General features: G+C 54.3%; 17 protein-coding genes and 1 pseudogene. 11 read left to right on the top strand and 7 right to left on the bottom strand.

The features are described from left to right. The first annotated feature begins 62 nt into the window (after positions 1-62). Positions 63-758 (top strand): EAL domain-containing protein, encoded by a 696-nt coding sequence (locus V3W49_RS11860; RefSeq protein ID WP_500145674.1) that lies wholly within the window; start codon positions 63-65, stop codon positions 756-758. A 579-nt stretch (positions 759-1,337) separates the two neighbouring features. Here the strand turns inward: V3W49_RS11860 and V3W49_RS11855 are convergent. Then, positions 1,338-1,487: a biotin/lipoyl attachment domain-containing protein gene (locus V3W49_RS11855; protein ID WP_500145673.1), complete on the bottom strand. Its 150-nt coding sequence runs from the start codon at positions 1,485-1,487 to the stop codon at positions 1,338-1,340. Between the two features lie 587 nt (positions 1,488-2,074). Here V3W49_RS11855 and V3W49_RS11850 point away from each other — a divergent pair. From V3W49_RS11850 to V3W49_RS11840, 3 genes are read left to right on the top strand one after another with little or no spacing between them, the layout of a single operon-like run. Then, positions 2,075-3,334 carry an MASE1 domain-containing protein gene (locus V3W49_RS11850; protein WP_500145672.1) on the top strand — a complete coding sequence of 420 codons (1,260 nt, stop codon included), beginning with the start codon at positions 2,075-2,077 and terminating at the stop codon, positions 3,332-3,334. A 2-nt stretch (positions 3,335-3,336) separates the two neighbouring features. Then, positions 3,337-4,629 carry an MFS transporter gene (locus V3W49_RS11845; protein ID WP_500145670.1) on the top strand — a complete coding sequence of 431 codons (1,293 nt, stop codon included), beginning with the start codon at positions 3,337-3,339 and terminating at the stop codon, positions 4,627-4,629. After that, positions 4,629-5,381: an Lnb N-terminal periplasmic domain-containing protein gene (locus V3W49_RS11840; protein ID WP_500145669.1), complete on the top strand. Its 753-nt coding sequence runs from the start codon at positions 4,629-4,631 to the stop codon at positions 5,379-5,381. Before V3W49_RS11845 ends, V3W49_RS11840 begins: the two co-directional genes overlap by 1 nt. 5 nt (positions 5,382-5,386) lie before the next feature. Here the strand turns inward: V3W49_RS11840 and V3W49_RS11835 are convergent, their stop codons facing one another. Further along, positions 5,387-6,514, bottom strand: a complete 1,128-nt coding sequence (locus tag V3W49_RS11835) for an MFS transporter (RefSeq protein ID WP_500145668.1) — start codon at positions 6,512-6,514, stop codon at positions 5,387-5,389. A gap of 136 nt (positions 6,515-6,650) precedes the next feature. Next, the gene (locus V3W49_RS11830) at positions 6,651-6,941 is read right to left on the bottom strand and encodes a pentapeptide MXKDX repeat protein (protein WP_500145667.1); all 291 of its coding nucleotides are present in this window, start codon (positions 6,939-6,941) and stop codon (positions 6,651-6,653) included. 139 nt (positions 6,942-7,080) lie between these two features. Between V3W49_RS11830 and V3W49_RS11825 the strand changes: the two genes are divergently transcribed. From V3W49_RS11825 to lpxP, 5 genes are all read left to right on the top strand, one after another. Continuing rightward, entirely contained in the window at positions 7,081-7,794 is a 714-nt protein-coding gene (locus V3W49_RS11825; RefSeq protein ID WP_500145665.1) for a response regulator transcription factor, read from the top strand. Then, a complete protein-coding gene (locus tag V3W49_RS11820; RefSeq protein WP_500145663.1) occupies positions 7,791-9,263 on the top strand; it encodes a sensor histidine kinase in 1,473 nt (490 codons plus the stop codon). The genes V3W49_RS11825 and V3W49_RS11820 overlap by 4 nt, the downstream gene beginning before the upstream one ends. Positions 9,264-9,603: 340 nt before the next feature. Next, on the top strand, positions 9,604-9,816 hold the full coding sequence (gene cspG, locus V3W49_RS11815) for a cold shock protein CspG (RefSeq protein WP_500145661.1): 213 nt from the start codon (positions 9,604-9,606) through the stop codon (positions 9,814-9,816). Positions 9,817-9,821: 5 nt separating this feature from the next. Beyond that, on the top strand, positions 9,822-9,995 hold the full coding sequence (gene ymcF / locus V3W49_RS11810; protein ID WP_500145688.1) for a cold shock small protein YmcF: 174 nt from the start codon (positions 9,822-9,824) through the stop codon (positions 9,993-9,995). A 335-nt stretch (positions 9,996-10,330) separates the two neighbouring features. Continuing rightward, positions 10,331-11,254 (top strand): kdo(2)-lipid IV(A) palmitoleoyltransferase, encoded by a 924-nt coding sequence (lpxP, locus tag V3W49_RS11805; protein ID WP_500145660.1) that lies wholly within the window; start codon positions 10,331-10,333, stop codon positions 11,252-11,254. A 4-nt stretch (positions 11,255-11,258) separates the two neighbouring features. On the opposite strand, the gene V3W49_RS11800 is transcribed toward lpxP, so the two are convergent. The 3 genes and pseudogenes from V3W49_RS11800 to V3W49_RS11790 all read right to left on the bottom strand — a co-directional run bounded on the left by V3W49_RS11800 (position 11,259) and on the right by V3W49_RS11790 (position 14,049). Continuing rightward, complete coding sequence (locus V3W49_RS11800) at positions 11,259-12,389, bottom strand: GGDEF domain-containing protein (RefSeq protein WP_500145659.1); 1,131 nt, start codon at positions 12,387-12,389, stop codon at positions 11,259-11,261. A 124-nt stretch (positions 12,390-12,513) separates the two neighbouring features. After that, positions 12,514-12,756 (bottom strand): annotated as a pseudogene (locus V3W49_RS11795) (transposase); the annotation flags it as partial. 174 nt (positions 12,757-12,930) lie between these two features. Continuing rightward, positions 12,931-14,049 carry an LA_2272 family surface repeat-containing protein gene (locus V3W49_RS11790; RefSeq protein ID WP_500145658.1) on the bottom strand — a complete coding sequence of 373 codons (1,119 nt, stop codon included), beginning with the start codon at positions 14,047-14,049 and terminating at the stop codon, positions 12,931-12,933. Between the two features lie 858 nt (positions 14,050-14,907). Here V3W49_RS11790 and V3W49_RS11785 point away from each other — a divergent pair. Further along, positions 14,908-15,072, top strand: coding sequence for a hypothetical protein (locus V3W49_RS11785; protein ID WP_500145657.1), 165 nt, complete (start codon positions 14,908-14,910; stop codon positions 15,070-15,072). Between the two features lie 292 nt (positions 15,073-15,364). Further along, a complete protein-coding gene (locus V3W49_RS11780; protein ID WP_500145656.1) occupies positions 15,365-17,761 on the top strand; it encodes a glucose/quinate/shikimate family membrane-bound PQQ-dependent dehydrogenase in 2,397 nt (798 codons plus the stop codon). A 95-nt stretch (positions 17,762-17,856) separates the two neighbouring features. On the opposite strand, the gene V3W49_RS11775 is transcribed toward V3W49_RS11780, so the two are convergent. Then, positions 17,857-19,323 (bottom strand): catalase, encoded by a 1,467-nt coding sequence (locus tag V3W49_RS11775; RefSeq protein WP_500145655.1) that lies wholly within the window; start codon positions 19,321-19,323, stop codon positions 17,857-17,859. Between the last annotated feature and the right edge of the window lie 8 nt (positions 19,324-19,331).

Here is a 19,331-nt window from a genome sequence, read left to right as displayed (position 1 = left end):
GGTCTGACGCCGGATGAATCAGAACGATTGTTCTGGAAAAACTCTAAAGCTGTGGCCAGTTTTTGTTGACCACTACAGATGGTGATACATTGGTTGGGTGTGAAGTACTTTTGCGAGTGAGAAATAGTAAAGGATGTACATCACCTATCTCGTACATCAAGTATCTTGAAAGTAGTGATTACATGAATTATATCTCAAGAAAAATGCTCAGGGATGTAGCAGATTTCTTTGTAAGCCACGACAATAATCTGCCGGATAACTTTTATTTTTCGTTCAATATATTTGCTCCACAACTTAACTCTAAGGAGCTGGTTCAGGACATGATATTATTTTGCGAAAGGTTTAAAGGTAAGGCTGGTCTGGTTCTGGAAATCGTTGAGCGTGGAACCTTGCAACTGGATGAAGAGACTATGGACATCATGGAAGAGCTAATGAGTAAAGGGATCCGTTTTGCGATTGATGATTTTGGCGCAGGAACATCTTCCCTCAAATACATTGAGCATGTTGGCTTTTCTACCATTAAGATTGACCGTGAATTAACATTGTCTTCCGGTAATACACTTATTTATCAGAAAGTTATCGATGCTATTGTGGCGCTTTCTACACAGCTTGGCCTTTCGGTAACGGCCGAGGGCGTAGAGAATCCTGTTCAGCTTGAACAGTTACATAAAGCAGGGGTTAACTCTATGCAAGGATACTATCTGGCAAAGCCCATGGAAATGCCAAAATTTATAGAGATGTACCTGCGCTATGAATAACAATATATCTCCAGGAGAAAACGACGTAGATTATGGCCGGTGTTGTAGGATAGTGGGATAATCGTTCCTGTGCCGCTCACCTTTGATGTGAGCCGGTCACTATGTAGCAATAGCTTCTCAGGTGTGAGATGTCATAGACATTGCAGGTTAATGGCTAAGAGAGAAAAATATGACTTTAGCCCCCCTTGCTGCTGTACACTTTTTCCTCCCGGATACCGGTTCCGGACTGTTTCCGGGGAAATGCTATTTTTTAGTAATACGGGGCTTTTTCATGGTGCAGTTGCCTCTTTGTGATATGAAAAACAGAGCGGAGTTTTTGGTTTATCCCGACACTGTTTGCAGGGAAAAAAGCAGTGGGGCAACAGGCAACAGCGCCCGGAAGGGCGGGTGCGTAGTGACATAAGATTTATCCACTATGGTGTTTGTGGTAGCTTTCCGGCGTGGTGCCGGAAATTTTGTTAAGCATTCAGATAAACGCCGGGGAGGCGGCTCTGGCGGCTGTTTCTGACTTCTTCGCTGCTGAGCAGCGATGTTCCAGGATGGGCGCGACGCTTCGCCATTTCTCTCATCTGATTCATTTTAGCCCGCGCTGAACGTAGAACGCAGCGCGGCCTCCATCTCCGCTACCGATACGGCATAGTTGCCAAACGGCGGATCGCCTTTATGGGCATACTGGTTGTCCTTCACGTTAAGATGCAGCAGGCGCCCGCCAGCCTGGAGCTTGACCATATCGGCGCGAATTCGACCATCGCGGGGCCATTTTTGCCCGGTTTCACGCTGCCTGGCCAACTACAGCGAGGTTACAAAATAAGAGCGTAAAAAACATCTTCTGAATACTGTTCATAATAATGTGTCGTTATATTAAGAAAGTTTCCGTGGCCGGATAAGTATCCACGGCCACCAGGCTATAAAGCGTGAAGTAAAATAAAGGGTGGTGCCATATTTTATTCCAGAACGGGGCGACAGCAGATATGCAATTATTAGCCAGACGATGCAGCCAAAAAATGAGGGTGAAAAACGAAAGGGAATGACATTCCAGGCAGAATGTAATCACACATTTTTACTGACTATTTAATATTCAGGTTCAGGATATTTCCCGGTAACGGAAAGGCTTCTGACCGGCGGAAAGCAGTATGCCACGGCTATATCTGTCGATATAACGAAATGGCAATAACCCATACCGAAAAGCAGACAAGATGATTCGCAAAGCTAAAAGCGTAACGGTTTTTTCAGCGCGCAGGCGCCCACCCATGACGGATGTTCTAAGCTTAATGTCGCGATAGCCGTTTCCCTTAAGCCTGTTACTGGAGGCTGATGTGTCTTCCTGGCGTCTGTACTTATCGATGATTATCTGGTGTGTGCTCTATTTTGCTACCGGGTATCTTTCTCTGTATCTGGATGACCCGGTTAGTCGGGTCTCTTTTGTCTGGTTTCCGGCCGGTATTGCGGTTAGCGCATTTTTAATTGTCGGTCGCTCTTACTGGGCGGCGCTTTTTATCGCGCTGTTTATGGTGCGCACGCTGCTGGATGTGACGACGCGTCACAGTCTGGAAACCTCGCTGATTCATTCCGCCATTTCACTAACTAACGATGTCGCTATTGCATGGTGTGTGCGACGACTGGCCAGACCCAACGATCGACTGCATGGCGTGCTGATCTGGCTGCTGGCGACGCTGGTGGTCAGCGCCATCGCCGCGTTGCTGGGCTGCGGCTGGCTGGCTATGCGTCATGAGATTGATTTCCGTCAGACGCTGTGGATTTGGTGGGCTGCTAACGTCGTCGGCACCATTCTGCTAACCACAATCGTGATGGGGCTGTGCTGGCAGCCGGAGCCCTTTACCCCGGGAAGGTGGCTGGTGGGCGGCCTGCTATGGCTATTGCTGTGCGCCAGCGCGTGGTATGTGTTCCATCAGCCCATCGTCGGCCCGCGCGGCCAGGCGGCGTTGTTCGGCCTGGCCTGTATTCCGGTGGCGTTGACGATCGCGATTCCGGTGCTTGGCGGCAACCGGATGGGGGCGTTTTCTCTGCTCTGTTTCAGCGCCATTGTGCTCTACTACTCCTGGCATCGGCTCGGGCCGTTTTTCATCCCCGGGCTGCGCCATGGCGAACCGCTGTTACTGGCCCAGTGCTATCTTTCCGGCACGGCACTGCTGCTAAGTTTCGTCTACATACAAAAGCGCATTGTGGCGGACGGGCGTATGCGACAGCTACAGGGGCCAGGCCATGGCAGGGCGACCTACTACCTGGAGCCGCAAAGCGGGCGCCTGACCTGGGATGAAAACCTGAATACGCCGCTCAGCCAGCAACTTTCGGCGATCGAGCGGGCGGATCAATTACTGGCGTTGCTCTCCCCCGGGGAGCGCGAAGCGATGCAGGCGCGCTGGCAGGCCGCCCGGCGCGGCGAGTCGACTGACGAGATCTTTCATTTCCACCTGATTCTGACGCCGCCTCATCGGATCGGGCTGCAGGAAAGTAAGCTGGTTGCGTTACGTGGGCCCGGAGGAATGGCGCTGGTTGGCTACTGGGAGGAAGCGCCGCACAGCAAGATCTCTATTCACCGACCCCGGGAGGCCTGACGATGCTACAGCTTGCACTGTTACTGACCGGTGCCGGTTTTGTCCGGCGCAATGCGCCGCTATTGGGGATTCTTGGACTTCTGTGGGGTGGGTTAGGGGGTGCGATTTTTATCGACGGATTGCAGGGAGAGCGCCATTTTCCGCTGCATATCTTCGGTGGGCTACTGCTGGTGGAAAGCCTGGCGACTCTGCTGCTGGCGCCGGGCGGCGTGGGTACCCAGAAGGCAGTGCTTTACTTTAAAGGTAGTATCTTCTGTTTTGTCGCGCTGCTGATCCTTTCCGGGCGAGAGAGCAGCAATGTGCTGTTGGCTATCGTCTTCGGGTTTGCCTTTTTTATTACCGGCCTGTTTATGATGGCCTCCGCCTGGGTGGTGCGCTATCGACACTGGCGGCAGGCTTTTTGCGGCGGTTTCGCCCAACTGCTTTTCGGACTGTTTCTGTTCTTTCCTTATCCCACTCATCACCACGGTACCGTTTCGCAGTTTATCGGTATGATCATGATTCTCGGTGCTCTTCAGTGCCTGCGTCTGGCGCTGCGCGCTTTCCGGTTACGGGACGGGGTGTCGGTGTTTATGCTGCTGGCTCCCGGCGGGCTGCTGCCTGAACAGCAGGATACGCCCGAAGAGCCGCTACCGGCACCGGCAGCCGCCGGCGATACGCTGATCGTGCATATCTGGACGCCGGAAGGTTCGGCGGCCAGCCCGCCGGTGCCGCGCCCGCTGTTTAACCGCTATATTGCGGCGGTCGATGCTAGCGGAGTGATCTCCACCGGCCATGCGGCGCTGGAGATGCCGCCGGATCTCTATATCAGTCTCTATCCGGCTGAAGATATCGATCGCTCGCCATCGGAGTTTTTTAACACCCTGAAGGCGATTCAGGAAAACAATGTGCTCGGGCAGTTTCAGAAGAGCTACCCCAGCGAGGCGGCGGCGTGGTGCGAATCGGATCGCAAAGTCGTCTTTCGCGACTTTAATCCGGATGCGCTGCGCCGATACTGGGCGGGCTACCGCCAGGTGGAGATCTATAATCTGACCTGGCGTAACTGTTCCAGCAGCGTGGTGTATGGCCTGGAAGCGGCGCTGGATGGCGTGCTGGCACGACGCTGCGGCTGGCTGGGCTTTTTGCGCCTGTTTCTGATTCCGGAATTGTGGATCGCCGCCCAGTTGCGCAAACGTGCCACCACCATGGCATGGACCCCAGGGCTGGCGCTGGATTATGCCCGGGCGCTGCACGCTATTGTGCATCCGGTACGGTTGTCGTGGTTTCGGCGCCGTCGTCAGGATGAAGCGCCCTGATGGTGCGCCGCTCGGTCGCTCCCTGGCTGGCGGAGTATGAGCGGTTGGCCACCGTCCGCTGGCTGGATAGCGATCGTTTTCAGGTGCGTGATGTGCGTAACTTTCGCTATCGCGGCGTGGGGAAACCGCTACCGGCCTGGGACGATCGCCTCTTTCGGCTGAGCGAAGCAAGCCAGACCGATCTGGTGCTCTCATACTGGGGCGGTAACGCTATCGCGCACGTTTTTCTGAGCTTTGGATTTAGTAACGGTGAGTGGCTGGCGATTTCGATTGAAACCCGGCGTCGGCAGAATCAACCCTGGTCGGCTTTTGGCGGCTTCCTGCACAACTATCCGGTGGTTTATGTGGTCGCCGATGAGCGTGACCTGATCGGCGTGCGTAGCGATGTGCGTCGGGAGCGGGTCTGGATTTATGAACTAACGCTAACGCAGGAGCAACGTCAGCGGCTGCTGCGCGACTATCTGCAACGCATTCAGCAGGTGAATGCGCATCCAGAATGGTACAATACGCTGTTCAATAACTGTACGACCAATATTTTACGTCACGGTCGGGCGGTTTCTTCGGCCGTAAAATATGACTGGCGGATCCTGCTGAGCGGCTATGCCGATCGCTATTGCTATCGTATGGGATTGCTGGATACCCGGCTGCCGTTTAAGAGACTCAGGCAGAATAGCCGCCTGATGCGCCCGACAGACGCCATTATCGATGGTCATTTTTCCCGGGACATCCGGCGCCAGCGGGGACAGCCCTGAGGCTGTCAGTTAACGTCCGGCGCCGCCTGTTTGCGTAATGAGAGCGCCGCGAACAGGGCACACAGCAGGGCGGTCAGCCACGGCAAACCGTGGGTAGTGGCTTCCATCGCAGCGCCACCCAGCAGTGGCCCCATCAGGGCGCCAGCCCCCCAGGCCACCGACATAGTGGCATAGATACCCGCCAATTGAGCGCCGCGAAACTGCGACCCTACCCAGGCGATAGCGACGGTATAGATGCCGACAAAGACGCCGCCCCAGATAAACAGCAGGCAGTAGGCCAGTAGCGGCGTTGTCAGCAACAGCGGCCAAATCAGGGCGCCGACAGCGGAGATAACCGCCAGCACGCTTATCAGGCGGCGGCGATCCACTTTATCCGCCAGCCAGCCCAGCGGCAGCTGGAGCACGATAGCGCCAAACATCAGCACTGAAATCAATAATGTCGCCCGGGATTCGCTCCAGCCCAGATTCATGGCGTAGAGCGACAGGAAGTTCATGCCAGCCACTTCGATCGCCGCATTCAGAGCGGTAGCCACTATCGCCAGGAAGGCCAGCCGCAGGCTCTGACGCAGACTGGTGGGGGTTATCGCATCGCCTGGTTGGCGGGGCATTCCGGCTCTGGCGATAAGCAGTATCGCAGCCAGGGCAATTAACGTACCGACCACAAAAGGGCCAGCGCTGTCGCTGCCCATGAGCGTCAGAATCAGCGGGCCGGAGGCGAAACCCAGCGACAGCCCGGCGGTATACAACGCTATGGTTTTGCCCCGCGCCTGCTCGACGGTGGCGTCATTCAGCCAGGTTTCGGTCAGCACCATGATGATTTCGGTGAAGATACCCAGCCCGAAACGCAGCGCGAACCAGACTGGCACCGGGGTCCAGGGAAACAGCAAAAACAGCAGGGCGATGGCCGACAGTGAAACGCACATCAACGTCAGCGGCGAGAAACGGCGGAACAGTCGTGGCAGCAGAGGGGCGATAGCGAACACCCCCAGGGCGTGCATGGCGGCGTTCAGGCCGATGCTGGTTTCGCTGTAGGCTTTATCGGCCAGTTGCAGGGCAATCAGTGGTGCGCTCAGGCCGTATGTCAGACCGAAGACCGACACGGAAAAGATGACGGCCAGAATGTGTTTATTCACCTGAAGCATCCGTATTTGATCCTGTCTGCTGAGGGGCGATAGGAAAAGTCACTGTAGTATAGAGCGCTTTTTAACGCGGCGCCGGGCAGAGCGCGACGCCGTGGAGGAGAGAGGGAATAACTGAGGGGGGAGGGGGTCAGCCGCCTGATTTCGCGTCGTTCATGACATCGCGCTGCTTCAGGGCGTCTTTCTTCATCATCTTATCTCCCTGCATCTTTTTCCCCTGCTTTATATCGTCATTTTTCATCATGCCGTCATGGCTCATCTTATCGCCACGCTTCATCATGTCGTCATGACTCATCTCCGGTTTTTTCATGGCGTCGCTTTGATTCATCGGTTGTTTTGCCACGCCATCGGCAGCCAGTGCGTTGGCGGCGCCCATCAACAGGGCCGTGGCGGTGAACGGGGCTATCAGCATTTTTTTCATGGTTCATCTCCTGTGGGTTGTCGTGGAGCAGTATGGCGGGTGGGTGGTCGCCGAATCCTCACGGAGAGTTAAATAAAATGTGATAACTTGCGATCCCTACGCCGTGTAGACTGAAGGGATAAGACTCACGGAGAGCTTCATGGACACCGCTAAAAAGATCTTGATCGTGGAAGACGATGCCGATATTGCCCGGCTCCTGCAGCTGCATCTGAGATCCGAAGGCTATCAGATTACCCACGCCGCCGACGGCGTTCAGGGCATGGCGCTGCTGGATGAAGGCGACTGGGACGCGCTGATTCTGGATCTGATGCTGCCCGGCGCCGACGGGCTGGATATCTGCCGTCACGCCCGCACCATGACGCGCTATACGCCGATCATCATCATCAGCGCCCGCTCCAGCGAAACCCACCGGGTGCTGGGGCTGGAGTTGGGGGCTGATGATTATCTGGCCAAGCCCTTCTCGATGCTGGAACTGGTGGCGCGGGTTAAGGCGCTGTTCCGGCGCCAGCAGGCGATGGTGAACAACCTGCGTATGGATGCCGGGATCCTGTACTTTGGCGAACTGATCATTAATCCTCTCTCGCGGGAAGTGAATCTGGCGGGGAGCCCGGTGGAATTAACGCCGCGCGAATTCGACCTGCTCTATTTCTTTGCCCGTCACCCTAATCGGGTATTTTCGCGCCTGGAGCTGCTTAATCAGGTGTGGGGCTACCAGCATGAAGGCTACGAGCATACGGTGAACACCCATATCAATCGCCTGCGCATTAAGATTGAAGCCAGTCCAGCGGAGCCGCAGCGGATTCTGACGGTCTGGGGCAAAGGCTATAAGTTTCACGCGCCGGGGGCCTCATGAACTTTCTTACCCGACGCATGACGCTGACCGGGCGCCTTACCTGCGTCTTTACGCTGCTGCTGGCGCTGTTCGCGTCAGGGCTGCTGGGGCTTCAGCGTTATTCAAATGAACGCTATACCCAGGCCATGGTGCAGGAGCTGTCGGCGGGGCTGGCGACCCACATTGCCGACAGTTATCCGCTGCTGAGCGGTCAGGGGGTAAATCAGAATTCACTCCGTTCGCTGTTCGATCATCTGATGGCGGTGAATCCAAGCGTGGAAGTGTATCTGCTGGATAAAGCAGGGCGCATTATCGGTGATGCCGCGCCACAGGGGCATGTTCGTCGCAGACAGGTGGATATTGAACCCATTACCCGGTTTCTGTCCCGGCCCCGCTATCCGCTATATGGCGACGATCCGCGTAGCCCGGACGGCCGCAAGGTGTTCAGCGTTGCACCACTGCGTTATCAGGGGCAGCTTCAGGGATATCTGTATGTGATCCTGTTGGGAGAAGATTACGCCCGGTTACGTAATGGAGCCGAGCACGGCTCGCTGCTGACGCTGGCCGGCGGCGCGACGCTGCTGGCTATTGTGCTGCTTGGCGTGCTGACGGTACTGGCCTTTAGCTGGGTAACTCGCCCGCTGCGCCGCCTGTCGACCCGGGTACGAAGCCTGGAGAGCGGCGGACTGGCCGGCATGCAGGCCGTTGCCGCTCAGGCGCCACCGGATGCGGGAAGCGCCGACGAAATTCAGCAGTTGCAGCGCGGAGTTATCGCCATGGCAGAGAAGATCGCCGCCCAGTGGGAAAGTCTGGCGCGTCAGGAACAGCAGCGGCGTGAATTTATTGCCAATGTTTCCCATGATCTACGCACGCCGCTGACCGCGCTGCATGGTTATCTGGAGACGCTGCTGGTGATGTCTGGTTCCCTTAGCGAGGAAGAAAAGCGCCATTACCTGGAAACGGCGCTGGCGCAAAGCCGCAAGGTCGGGACTTTGGCCCAGTCGCTGTTTGAACTGGCGCGCCTGGAATATGGCGTGGTGAAACCGCAGAAGGAACGGTTCTCGCTGCCGGAGCTGGTTCAGGACGTATTTCAGAAGATGGAGCTTACAGCCCGGGCGCGTGAGCAGCAACTGGTGCTGGATATTGTCCCTGATTTGCCGATGATTAACGCCGATCTCGGAATGATCGAGCGCGTTCTGACCAATCTTATCGATAATGCGTTGCGTCATACGCCGGAACGAGGCACCGTCAGCGTTCAGCTGTGGCGGGAAGCAGGCAGGGTGCTGGTTCGGGTGAGCGATACCGGGCCTGGCGTGCCGGAAGCGCTTAAAGCCACGCTGTTTTTGCGCCCGTCGCTGCTGAATCATCAGCGTCTGACTTCGGGGGGGCTGGGGTTAATGATTGTGCGCCAGATGTTACAGTTGCATGGTAGTGATATCCGGTTGCTGGAAGGGCCGGGCGGGCGCTTTGAATTTGGCTTTCAGATTTAAGCCCGCTTTGTTATGTATACTGTGCCGCCGTTGTGTAAAGAGTTACGCCTTTTATTCGCTTATTTTTTTTGCCAGTATGCTGTTTTTTATACCTTTGATGACGGGAGCGGCGTATTTTTTATGTAAATATTTCGATATAGCTTGTGTTGGTTAGGCTTGTATGCGTTAATGACCATGTCGGTTTGATACTCAGATAACATCTCAAGTCGTTTATAAAGCAGTCCTCATTTCTATAGAGTACCCGTCAGGTATCCTTCTTTTTGAGTCCCTCTTTAAGCACTGATTCATGTCTGTCATTCAGACCATTATATGCCGGAAGGCTCATTAATAAGGTAACAACATGTCTGATAAAATTACTGGTATCGTTAAATGGTTTAACCCGGATAAAGGGTTTGGTTTTATCACCCCGGATAACGGTAGCAAGGACGTTTTCGTCCATTTTTCTGCGATTCAGAGCAATGAATTCCGTACTCTGAATGAAGGCCAGCAGGTTGAGTTCTCTATCGAGAACGGCCAGAAAGCCCCGGCCGCTGCTAACGTGGTGCCGCGTTGAGTCTGATGTTACGCTGTCCGTGCTGTCACGGTTCCCAGTTTAGGACATCGCACTTCGATGTTTCTGAAAGAAACCCGTACGGCGCTAAGTGTATATTCTGTAAATCGGTGATGATCGCGGGTATCCGAAGTGATTTTCGGAATAATCCAACCACAGTCTGTTACAGACATACGCGCTAATTTGGCGATCAATACCTGGAAAAGCCTTCATATTTTTATGAGGGCTTTTTGTCATGTACGTTAAAAAACCATAAGACTAAAAATAATCGGTCTGGAATGATTAAAAAACGCAGTTTTATGCTGACGACAGCTGTGCTGTAAAGGTTTTTACAAAAAACGACGTAAATAGCAGAAGAATCTTATGGGGCGGATAAATAATGAAGAAAATGTGGATACGTGTCGATATATTATTTTTCCGATAGCGAACTCTCATTAATAAAGGCAGTCTGAAGAGTGACGAGGCGATTTACTACGTTGCCTCACCTGTACTGAACTGCTGTCGCAGAAGGTAATTTATGAATCAAACCCAGCGATTTTCGATGGCGTATCTCCACCCGCGTTACTGGTTAACGTGGTTCGGGCTGTTTTGCCTGTGGTCCCTGGTGCAACTTCCTTATCCTGTCCTGACCCGTATCGGAGCCTGGGCGGGGCGTAACTCGCGTCGTTTTTTACGCCGTCGCGAAGATATCGCCCGACAAAATATCGCGCTGTGCTTTCCCGATCTCGGCCCCAGCGAGCGTGAAAAGCTGATTACTGATAATTTTATCTCTCTTGGTATGGCGCTGGTGGAAACCGGTATGGCGTGGTTCTGGTCGGATCGCCGCCTGCGTCGCTGGTTTGATGTTGAAGGGCTTCATAACCTGATGGCCGCCCAGCGCGGTAATCGCGGCGTACTGGTGGTCGGCGTTCACTTTATGTCTCTGGAGCTGGGCGGTCGCATGATGGGGCTGTGTAAGCCGATGAGCGCGGTATATCGGCGCCATAATAACGCGCTGCTGGAATGGGCCCAGACCCGTGGGCGGATGCGCTCTAATAAAAAGATGATCGACCGGCGTCATCTGAAAGAGATAGTCGGAGCCCTGAAGCAGGGGGAAGCGGTGTGGTTCGCACCGGATCAGGACTACGGCGCAAAAGGCAGCAGCTTTGTACCGTTCTTCGCCGTTCCCCGGGTGGCGACTACTAATGGTCCCTTTGTGATTTCACGCCTGTCGGGTGCCGCCATGCTGACCATCACGCTGATTCGCAAGCCGAAAGGCGCAGGCTACCGGCTTATTATCGAACCGGAGCTGGAAGGTTTTCCGAAAGAGGACGGCGTGGAAGCGGCTTCCTGGATGAATCGGGTGATCGAGCGTGAGATTATGCGCGCCCCCGAACAGTATCTGTGGATCCATCGCCGCTTTAAGACCCGTCCGCCCGGCGCCGCGTCGCTTTACGTCTAGTCGGTTACTGCGTCGCCCGTGAATTGAAAGCGATTCGGTCACGGCCGGCGCGTTTGGCGTTATAGAGTTGACGATCGGCCGCTTCCAGAAGCTCTTCCAGCGCCATTTCTGGCTGTCTGCGGGCAATGCCCACGCTTAACGTCACCCAGGGGGAGACGTCCGAACCTGAATGAGGAATCTGTGCCCCCGCCAGGTTCTGACGAATGCGTTGCGCAATCGCCTGCGCCTCTTCATCTTTTTCACACAGCGCCACCACAACGAACTCCTCGCCGCCGTAACGAAATGCGGCATCTTCCGCTTTGCGCAACGATGCTTCAATACAGCGCGCCACCCTCACCAGGCATTCGTCGCCCGCCACGTGGCCGTATTTGTCGTTGTACTGCTTAAAGAAATCGATATCCATCACCAGCAGGAACAGTTGTCGCTTCCCATCGTTACTGCGTTCACTAACGTAATCCTCCAGGCTGCGCCGATTGTAAAGGCCGGTCAGGGCGTCGAAGTGCGCCAGTCGGGTCAGCTTTTTTATCAGCAGACTCTTTTCGTATTCGCTGCGCCGGGTGCGCTGATACCACTCCAGCAGGATATAGCGGGCGGAATAGACCACCAGCAGAATAATAACCATGCCCAGGTTTTGTAACAGATCGAAACGATGATCGGACAGATACTCGCCGTAGATTAGCGAAAGCACCACCGGTGTACAGAGCAGCAGCAGCAGGGAGGTGGACATATAGAAGGTGATAACCGCCGGCAACAGTATGATGGCGGCCAGGGTCAGCGTGAGTAGCGGTGTGGCATAGTGCAGCAACAGGTTAAAGAACACCAGGGCCCAGCCGACGCCGAAGATCAATACGATGGCGGGAAGCACCTTCGGATACAGATCGTCATTAATACGCGGATGGATTTTGAGCGCGGCGATCAGGTTCAGGGCGGCAAACAGCGCAATGAACAGCGTCAGGGCATTAACCCCGGCCGGCTGGCTCATTGGCGTGCCCTGTTTGAGATCGTGTAGCAGCAGCCAGCCGCTAAACAAAATGTTCAGCGCCAGAAACCAGATATAACCTCGGGTCGCCGTGATGGAGGGGGTGCTGTCGTCTTGCCTGCCGTTCAAGTCGCGCCTCTGCGATTGCTTCATCATTTTCTGATTTATTGTAACCGCTACTGTACTAAGTGCGACTTATTAGTGAGTTATTGAAAATTTTCTCTCGTCAGGCGTTCCGGTTCCTGCACGACGGCTTTTCAGGGCATCCTGATCCTGCTCAATTGACCCAGTTTGTCAGCCAGCTTCGGCTTATTTGTGGATAGCGGCTGTCCCAGACAGTGGCGAACCCTTCCAGCGCCTGTAAGTCAGCTTCTTCTGTGGGGGCCCGATAGATAGTTTTCAGGCCGCGGGTGACCGCCTCGCAGCCCTTCCAGGAGGAGAACCGTAGACTGTTGCGCACCATATGCACGATGCATAACGGGATACGAGCTTCCGGGTACACTGTGTTGATGGTGTCAGAAAATGTGCGAGAGATGTATCGAGAGCTATTGTTTTGGTATCTGCGCTCTGCTGTAGCCAGTTACCCGGTTAAGTCGTTCCCCAACTGACTTAACCTTCGATCAAACCGCCCCTTGGGGGTTTTCTATATACAAAAAAAAGGGTCTGTATAACAGACCCTTTCTCGCTCGTCGGCCAATCAGAATGAGCGATGGAAGTTAACGATCGGCAATACCGGCACCGCGGCGTTTGTCGCCACGTTAATGACACCAATCTGCAAACCTTCCAGATGTTTGGTGGCGTTGATCAGACCAAACTGGAAGCTGGTGCTGTCGGCATAGTTAATGATGCCGATATCGCTGGTGCTGTCGCCGGCAGAGACGTTAATTCCCCCCAGGTTAAGGCCTTCAACGTTATGTGAAACGTTGATGCCGCCCAGGTTCAGACCGGTAACATCGCCGCCGTTAAAGTTTACCGCGCCCAGATTCATACCCTGAACGTTGTTGGCTACGTTAAAGCCGCCCATATTGAAACCGACCATATCGTTGGTGCGGTTGATGGCGCCAAAGTTGAAACCGGTGGTGTTTTCAGACCAGTTGATGGCGGTGATATTGGCGCCTGTGGTATCGCCGGATTTGTTGATCGGCGCAACGTTCAGGCCGGTCAGATTGTTAGAGACGTTGACTGCCGCTACGTTCATCCCGGTAATATCGCCTTCGCTCCAGTTTGCGATAGCGCCTGCATTCAGTCCTTCCACGTTGCCGGTGTGGTTAAAGACGCTGATATTGGTGCCGTAGGTGTCTTGTTCAGTCCAGTTGAAGGGGCTGACGTTGACGCCATAGACCGAGCCGGTGCTGTAGTTAGCGATACCGCCAATATTCAGGCCGTTCACGTCGCCGTTGGTGGTGACCGCGGCCAGGTTAACGCCGTTAACGTTCTGTGCGCCGCTGTATATGCCCAGGCTGGCGCCGGCCAGAGAGCCCAACTGGTTGGCGATGCCGATGTTCAGGCCGTTGTCGTAGCCGCCGTGCCAGTTGAACAGGCCGATTGCGGCACCGTTCATACCGTTACGGATGTGGGAACCGGCCGCGGCGCCAATCTGCAGGCCGTTAAGCTGATCCATTTCGGTGTAGCCCAGGAGCGGCAGATCGAAGCCATTTACCGTACCGGTCTGGCCGTAGAACAACGCTCCATGGAAGCCGTTGACTTCAGTATCATCAGGAAGATTATTAAAGGATGATAACTGCAAAGGCGTTGCATAGCTCGCTGCGGAAAACATCGCGCATGACAGTAATAAACCTGGTATAGAAAGTTTCATTTTTTATCCCGACTTGCTTGTGATTCAGTAAATTATCCGGTCGGTAGGCTTTTAGAATGCCGGATAATATCGATTTATTCACCGTCATAAATTAGCAATTGATGCTGATTTATGAATGGTCACAAATAAGTTGAATCCTATTCCGATAAGCTTGATGGTTATTAACTTACTGTTTTTCATATGTTTATCTTTGCAAAAAGTGCTTCTAAGTAGCGCGTGCATAGAACGATTTTATTTTTTTATTGTCAGGCTTGAGCAATTTTTATTTTTTGGGGTGACGAGCGTTTAGTTTATTTATTTATTTCCAACGAATATTTTATTAATGATTGTTATTTTTTTTATTTGTTTTTCTTGAGGTGTTTTTTTTTGCTGTCTGTTATAAGGAGGGGATATTGAGGTTAAAATAGAGCAGAGCCTGCTAAATAGCTGGCTGAAAAATTCAGAAAATCCTTTGAGGACTCCAGGCCGGGCGCGAATAAAAAGCCGGATAGTTACCTATCTGAATGATTTGTTAAGAAAATTTAATGACTTTTTTGCCCGGAAAACGCCCTGAGTAACAAGCCAGATATTATTCTGAATATACGTTCAGACTGATTTCATTCGTTCTTCTTTTGCCGGCCTGCTGCGGCGATAAAAAACGGAGAATAGTCTTAATTTAGTCTGTCCGGCTGCATTATCAGACTCTGCGCATTTATCTTCGCGTTGATAACAGGGTGGCAAATCAGGAATAGATGAGACGGATTGCGGCTGGCGGCGTTGTTAAGCGTCAGCACTATATGCTACAGACCGGAAAGTTATTCTCCGGGAATTTTACCGGTGCGCCTGCCTGAATCCTTTGTGACAGGAAAATGCGCGCTTTTGCTGAACAGTGTCGGCCCGGCCGCGCCTCATATCGCCTGGCTTTCCGGCTGGCGTAAGCAACGGATCAGCCTGCCGCACCTGGCGATCCGCTGCCTGTTGCCTTTGCTGCTGAATATCCCCACTAAGCCGAGTAGGGGCATAGCGACTCGCCTCACATCCTGACGCCTGGGCCTGGATAATTAATTTCGGACAGTAAAAGAAAGGCGCGATTTGCCCCCCCTTTTCATTGCATCACGCTTTGTGACTACCTCTTTATCGTTGCCTTGACGTGCGGACTTGTCACCTGATTGGCTAAAAAATTAACATTGCGCCCCCATCGATCGCACGAAAAAGGAATAATTTTGAAAATAAAAATATACAATAGATTTACATTTCTTTGACTTGTAAAACACCAGGTAAACAGGCGCTGCTTTTTTAGCCGCCTGCATTTGTTTCACTCGATTTGGAGTCTCTGATGAGCGCAACAAGGCCATCTTCTCTTTTTTGGCTGCGGCTTGCAGCAATAGCGAGCCTGATACTGGGCCTGGCTTCGGCCTTTGGCGGTATCTGGTTGCTGAGCCTGGGCGGCTCGGCCTATTTTTTAATTGCTGGATTACTGGTTATCGCGACCGGTGTGCTGTTGCTGAAAGGCAGACGCAGTGCACTGTGGCTGTATGCATTAATGCTGTTTGGCAGCACCCTGTGGGCGCTGTATGAAGTTCGTCTGGACTGGTGGCAGCTGCTGCCGCGTCTCGACATCTGGTTTGTCCTGGGACTGCTGATTGCCCTGCCTGTTGTCAGCCGTCATCTGGGCACTTCCGACCAGCGTGGCGCGGGGGTAAAAACCCTGTGGGGCGCGTTGGCGATTACGCTGGCGGTTGGCGTGGTCAGCCTGTTTACTGACCCCTACAGTATCAACGGCAGTCTGGAGCGTCAGGCCGCCCTGGCTGAAAATGCGGCGCCGGCGCAGCCCGACGGCGACTGGCAGCAGTGGGGCGGCGACCATTTTGGTCAGCGCTACTCTCCGCTGAAACAGATTACGGCGGATAACGTCAGCAATCTGGAAGTGGCCTGGAGCTATCGTACCGGCGACATGCCTGGCGATATCGATCCGGCGGAGATTACCGATGAAAATACTCCGCTGAAAGTGGGCAATATGCTCTATCTGTGCACTCCGCACAGCAAGGTGATTGCACTGAACGCTACTACGGGTAAGGAAGTCTGGAAGTTCGATCCGAAAATTAAGAGCGACAACGGCAGCTTTAAAGGATGGGAGCATATGACCTGCCGCGGCGTCTCTTACTACGATCTGAACGATAATGCGGCTGGCGCCCGGAATGCGGACGCGCAGCCGAAAATGTGTCAGCGTCGTCTGTATCTGCCCACTGCCGATGGTCGCCTGATTGCGCTGAACGCCGATGACGGTAAAGTGTGTCGCGACTTCGGTCATCAGGGGGCTGTGAATCTGCTGACCGCTAATCTGGGGGGCACCAACCCGCCTGGCGGCTACTATTCCACTTCGCCGGCCACCGTAGTCGATGGTCTGGTGATTATCGGCGGTCACGTTAGTGATAACGTTTCTGTCAACGAACCATCCGGCGTAGTGCGCGCATTTGACGCCCGCGACGGGCACCTGGTCTGGAACTGGGATGCCGGTAACCCGACGGAAACCCGCCCGTTGCCGGAAGGCCAGCACTATACGCCGAACTCCCCCAATATGTGGTCGGTAATGAGCGTCGATCCCAAACTGGGTCTGATCTATCTGCCGTTGGGCAACCAGATGCCTGACCAGTGGGGCGGTAAACGTACCCCGGAAACGGAAAAATACAGTGCTGGCGTCGTGGCGCTGAACGTGAAGACCGGTCAGCCGGTATGGAACTATCAGTTCACTCACCATGACCTGTGGGATATGGACGTGGGCGGCCAGCCGACCCTGACCGATATCAAGACCAAAGACGGGGTGAAACCGGCGCTGGTCGCTTCGACCAAGCAGGGCAGTATTTATGTCCTCGACCGTCGCAATGGCGAGCCCATTGTGCCGATTACCGAAGTACCGCGTCCGGCCAGTAATGTGGAAGGGGAGACAGCATCGCCGACCCAGCCGCTTTCGGCGCTGAACTTTACGCCGGATCCGCTGAAGGAATCCTCGATGTGGGGAACCAACCCCTTCGATATGCTGTACTGCCGCATTAAGTTTAAGTCGCTGCGTTATGAAGGCACCTTTACGCCGCCGTCGACTCAGGGCTCTATCGTTTATCCGGGGAACTTCGGGGTGTTTGACTGGGGTGGCGTTTCCGTCGATCCCGAGCGTCAGATAGCCTTTGTTAACCCGAGCTACATGGCTTTCTACGATACCCTGATTCCGGCTTCCGAAATCAACGCGGAAGACAAGGCTGAAAGCGAAACCTCAGGCGTTCACAAAAACACCGGCGCGCCTTATGGCGTAACCATGTCGCCGCTGCTGACGCCGTGGGGCATTCCCTGTCAGTCTCCGCCGTGGGGCTATGTGGCGGCGGTCGATCTGACCACTCACAAGGTTATCTGGAAGCATAAGAACGGTACCGTTCGCGACTCCGCGCCGCTGCCGATTCCGATGCCGCTGGGCGTACCTTCTCTGGGCGGTCCGATTGTTACCGCCGGGGGCGTCGGCTTCCTGAGCGGAACTCTGGATTACTACATCCGCGGTTACGATATGCGTAACGGTAAAGAGTTGTGGAAGGCCCGTCTGCCGGCAGGCGGCCAGGCAACGCCGATGAGCTATAAAGGCTCAGATGGTCGTCAGTACATCGTCGTGGTTGCAGGTGGTCATGGTTCGCTGGGCACTAAGCTGGGCGATTATGTCGTGGCCTATGCGCTGCCGGAGAAAAAATAAGGTCTGACGGTGCCGTAAGGCATTAACAGAACGCCTGAATGCTAAAGGCCAGGATGTCACCCATCCTGGCCTTTTCGTATTAATGAACGCTTGCGTCAGGGTTGATTGCGGGCAGCTTTAACCTTCTGTTCAATACGATCGCCGATATTTTTATCGATATTGCGCCAGTATTCGAAAGCGCGCGACAGCACCGGTTCTTCCACGCCGTTCAGCAGATGACCGCTGACGTTGTTAACCAGACGTTCGCGGGCGGCGTCATCCATCACCTTATTGACCAGAATATTGGCCTGGCCGAAGTCGTCGTCATCTTTACGCAAGGTATAGGGCTGGCGCACCATCTGCCCCTGGGACTCCCACACGGCATCTTCCGGATAACGCTGACCGTCTGCGACGGGGCCGCCCTTCGAGTTCGGCGCGTAGACAGGATCGGACACCGGATTGATGCGCATAGCGCCATCTTTACTGTAGCTGTTAACTGGTGCTTTCGGGGTGTTGACCGGAATCTGCTTATAGTTAACGCCCAGGCGATGACGGTGGGCGTCGGCATAGGAGAATACGCGGCCCAGCAGCATTTTGTCGGGACTCAGACCTATGCCCGGCACCAGGTTATTAGGCTCGAAGGCCGCCTGTTCAATCTGGGAATGGTTATCGGTAGGATTCCTGTCCAGCACCATCTTGCCGACCTTAATTAGCGGATAGTCGCTGTGCGGCCAGACTTTGGTCAGGTCGAAAGGGTTGTAACGATAGGTTTCCGCCTCATGAAACGGCATGATCTGCATATACAGCGTCCAACTGGGGAAATCGCCTTTCTTAATGGCGTCGTACAGATCCCGGGTATGGTAATCCCCGTCCTGGCCGGCCAGCAGGTCGGCTTCGTCCTGGGCCAGAAATTCCACGCCCTGGTCGGTTTTGAAGTGATATTTAACCCAGAATTTCTCGCCGCTGGCGTTCACCCACATATAGGTATGACTGGAATAACCGTTCATATGGCGCCAGCTTTTCGGGATCCCGCGATCCCCCATCAGCCAGGTGACCTGGTGCGCCGATTCCGGTGACAGAGTCCAGAAATCCCACTGCATATCGTGATCGCGCAAATTATTGTCGGCGCGTCTCTTCTGAGAACGGATAAAGTGCTGAAACTTCATGGGATCGCGAATAAAGAACACCGGAGTGTTATTCCCGACCATGTCGTAATTGCCTTCGCTGGTGTAAAACTTAATGGCAAAGCCGCGCGGATCGCGCCAGGTGTCCGGGCTACCGCGTTCACCGGCAACGGTCGAAAAACGAATGACCAGATCCGTTTTGGCGCCAGGCTGGAACAGCGCCGCTTTGGTGTAACGGCTGACGTCCTCGGTCACTTCAAAGTAGCCGAATGCACCGCTGCCTTTGGCATGAGGCTGGCGTTCCGGAATACGTTCCCGGTTAAAGTTTGCCATTTGTTCAATAAGATAGTGATCCTGCAATAGCAGCGGGCCATCCGGGCCGACGGACAGCGAATGTTCGTCGCTGGCGACAGGTATGCCTGCATCGGTCGTCGTGGGTTTGCGGTTATCATTGCTCATTGCATGCT

The sequence above is a fragment of the Rosenbergiella sp. YN46 genome (genome assembly GCF_036620675.1).
In the GTDB taxonomy this organism is placed as follows: Bacteria; Pseudomonadota; Gammaproteobacteria; order Enterobacterales; family Enterobacteriaceae; genus Jejubacter.
The sequence above is the reverse complement of the archived record's forward strand: the minus strand, read 5'-3'. Positions and strand labels throughout refer to the sequence as shown.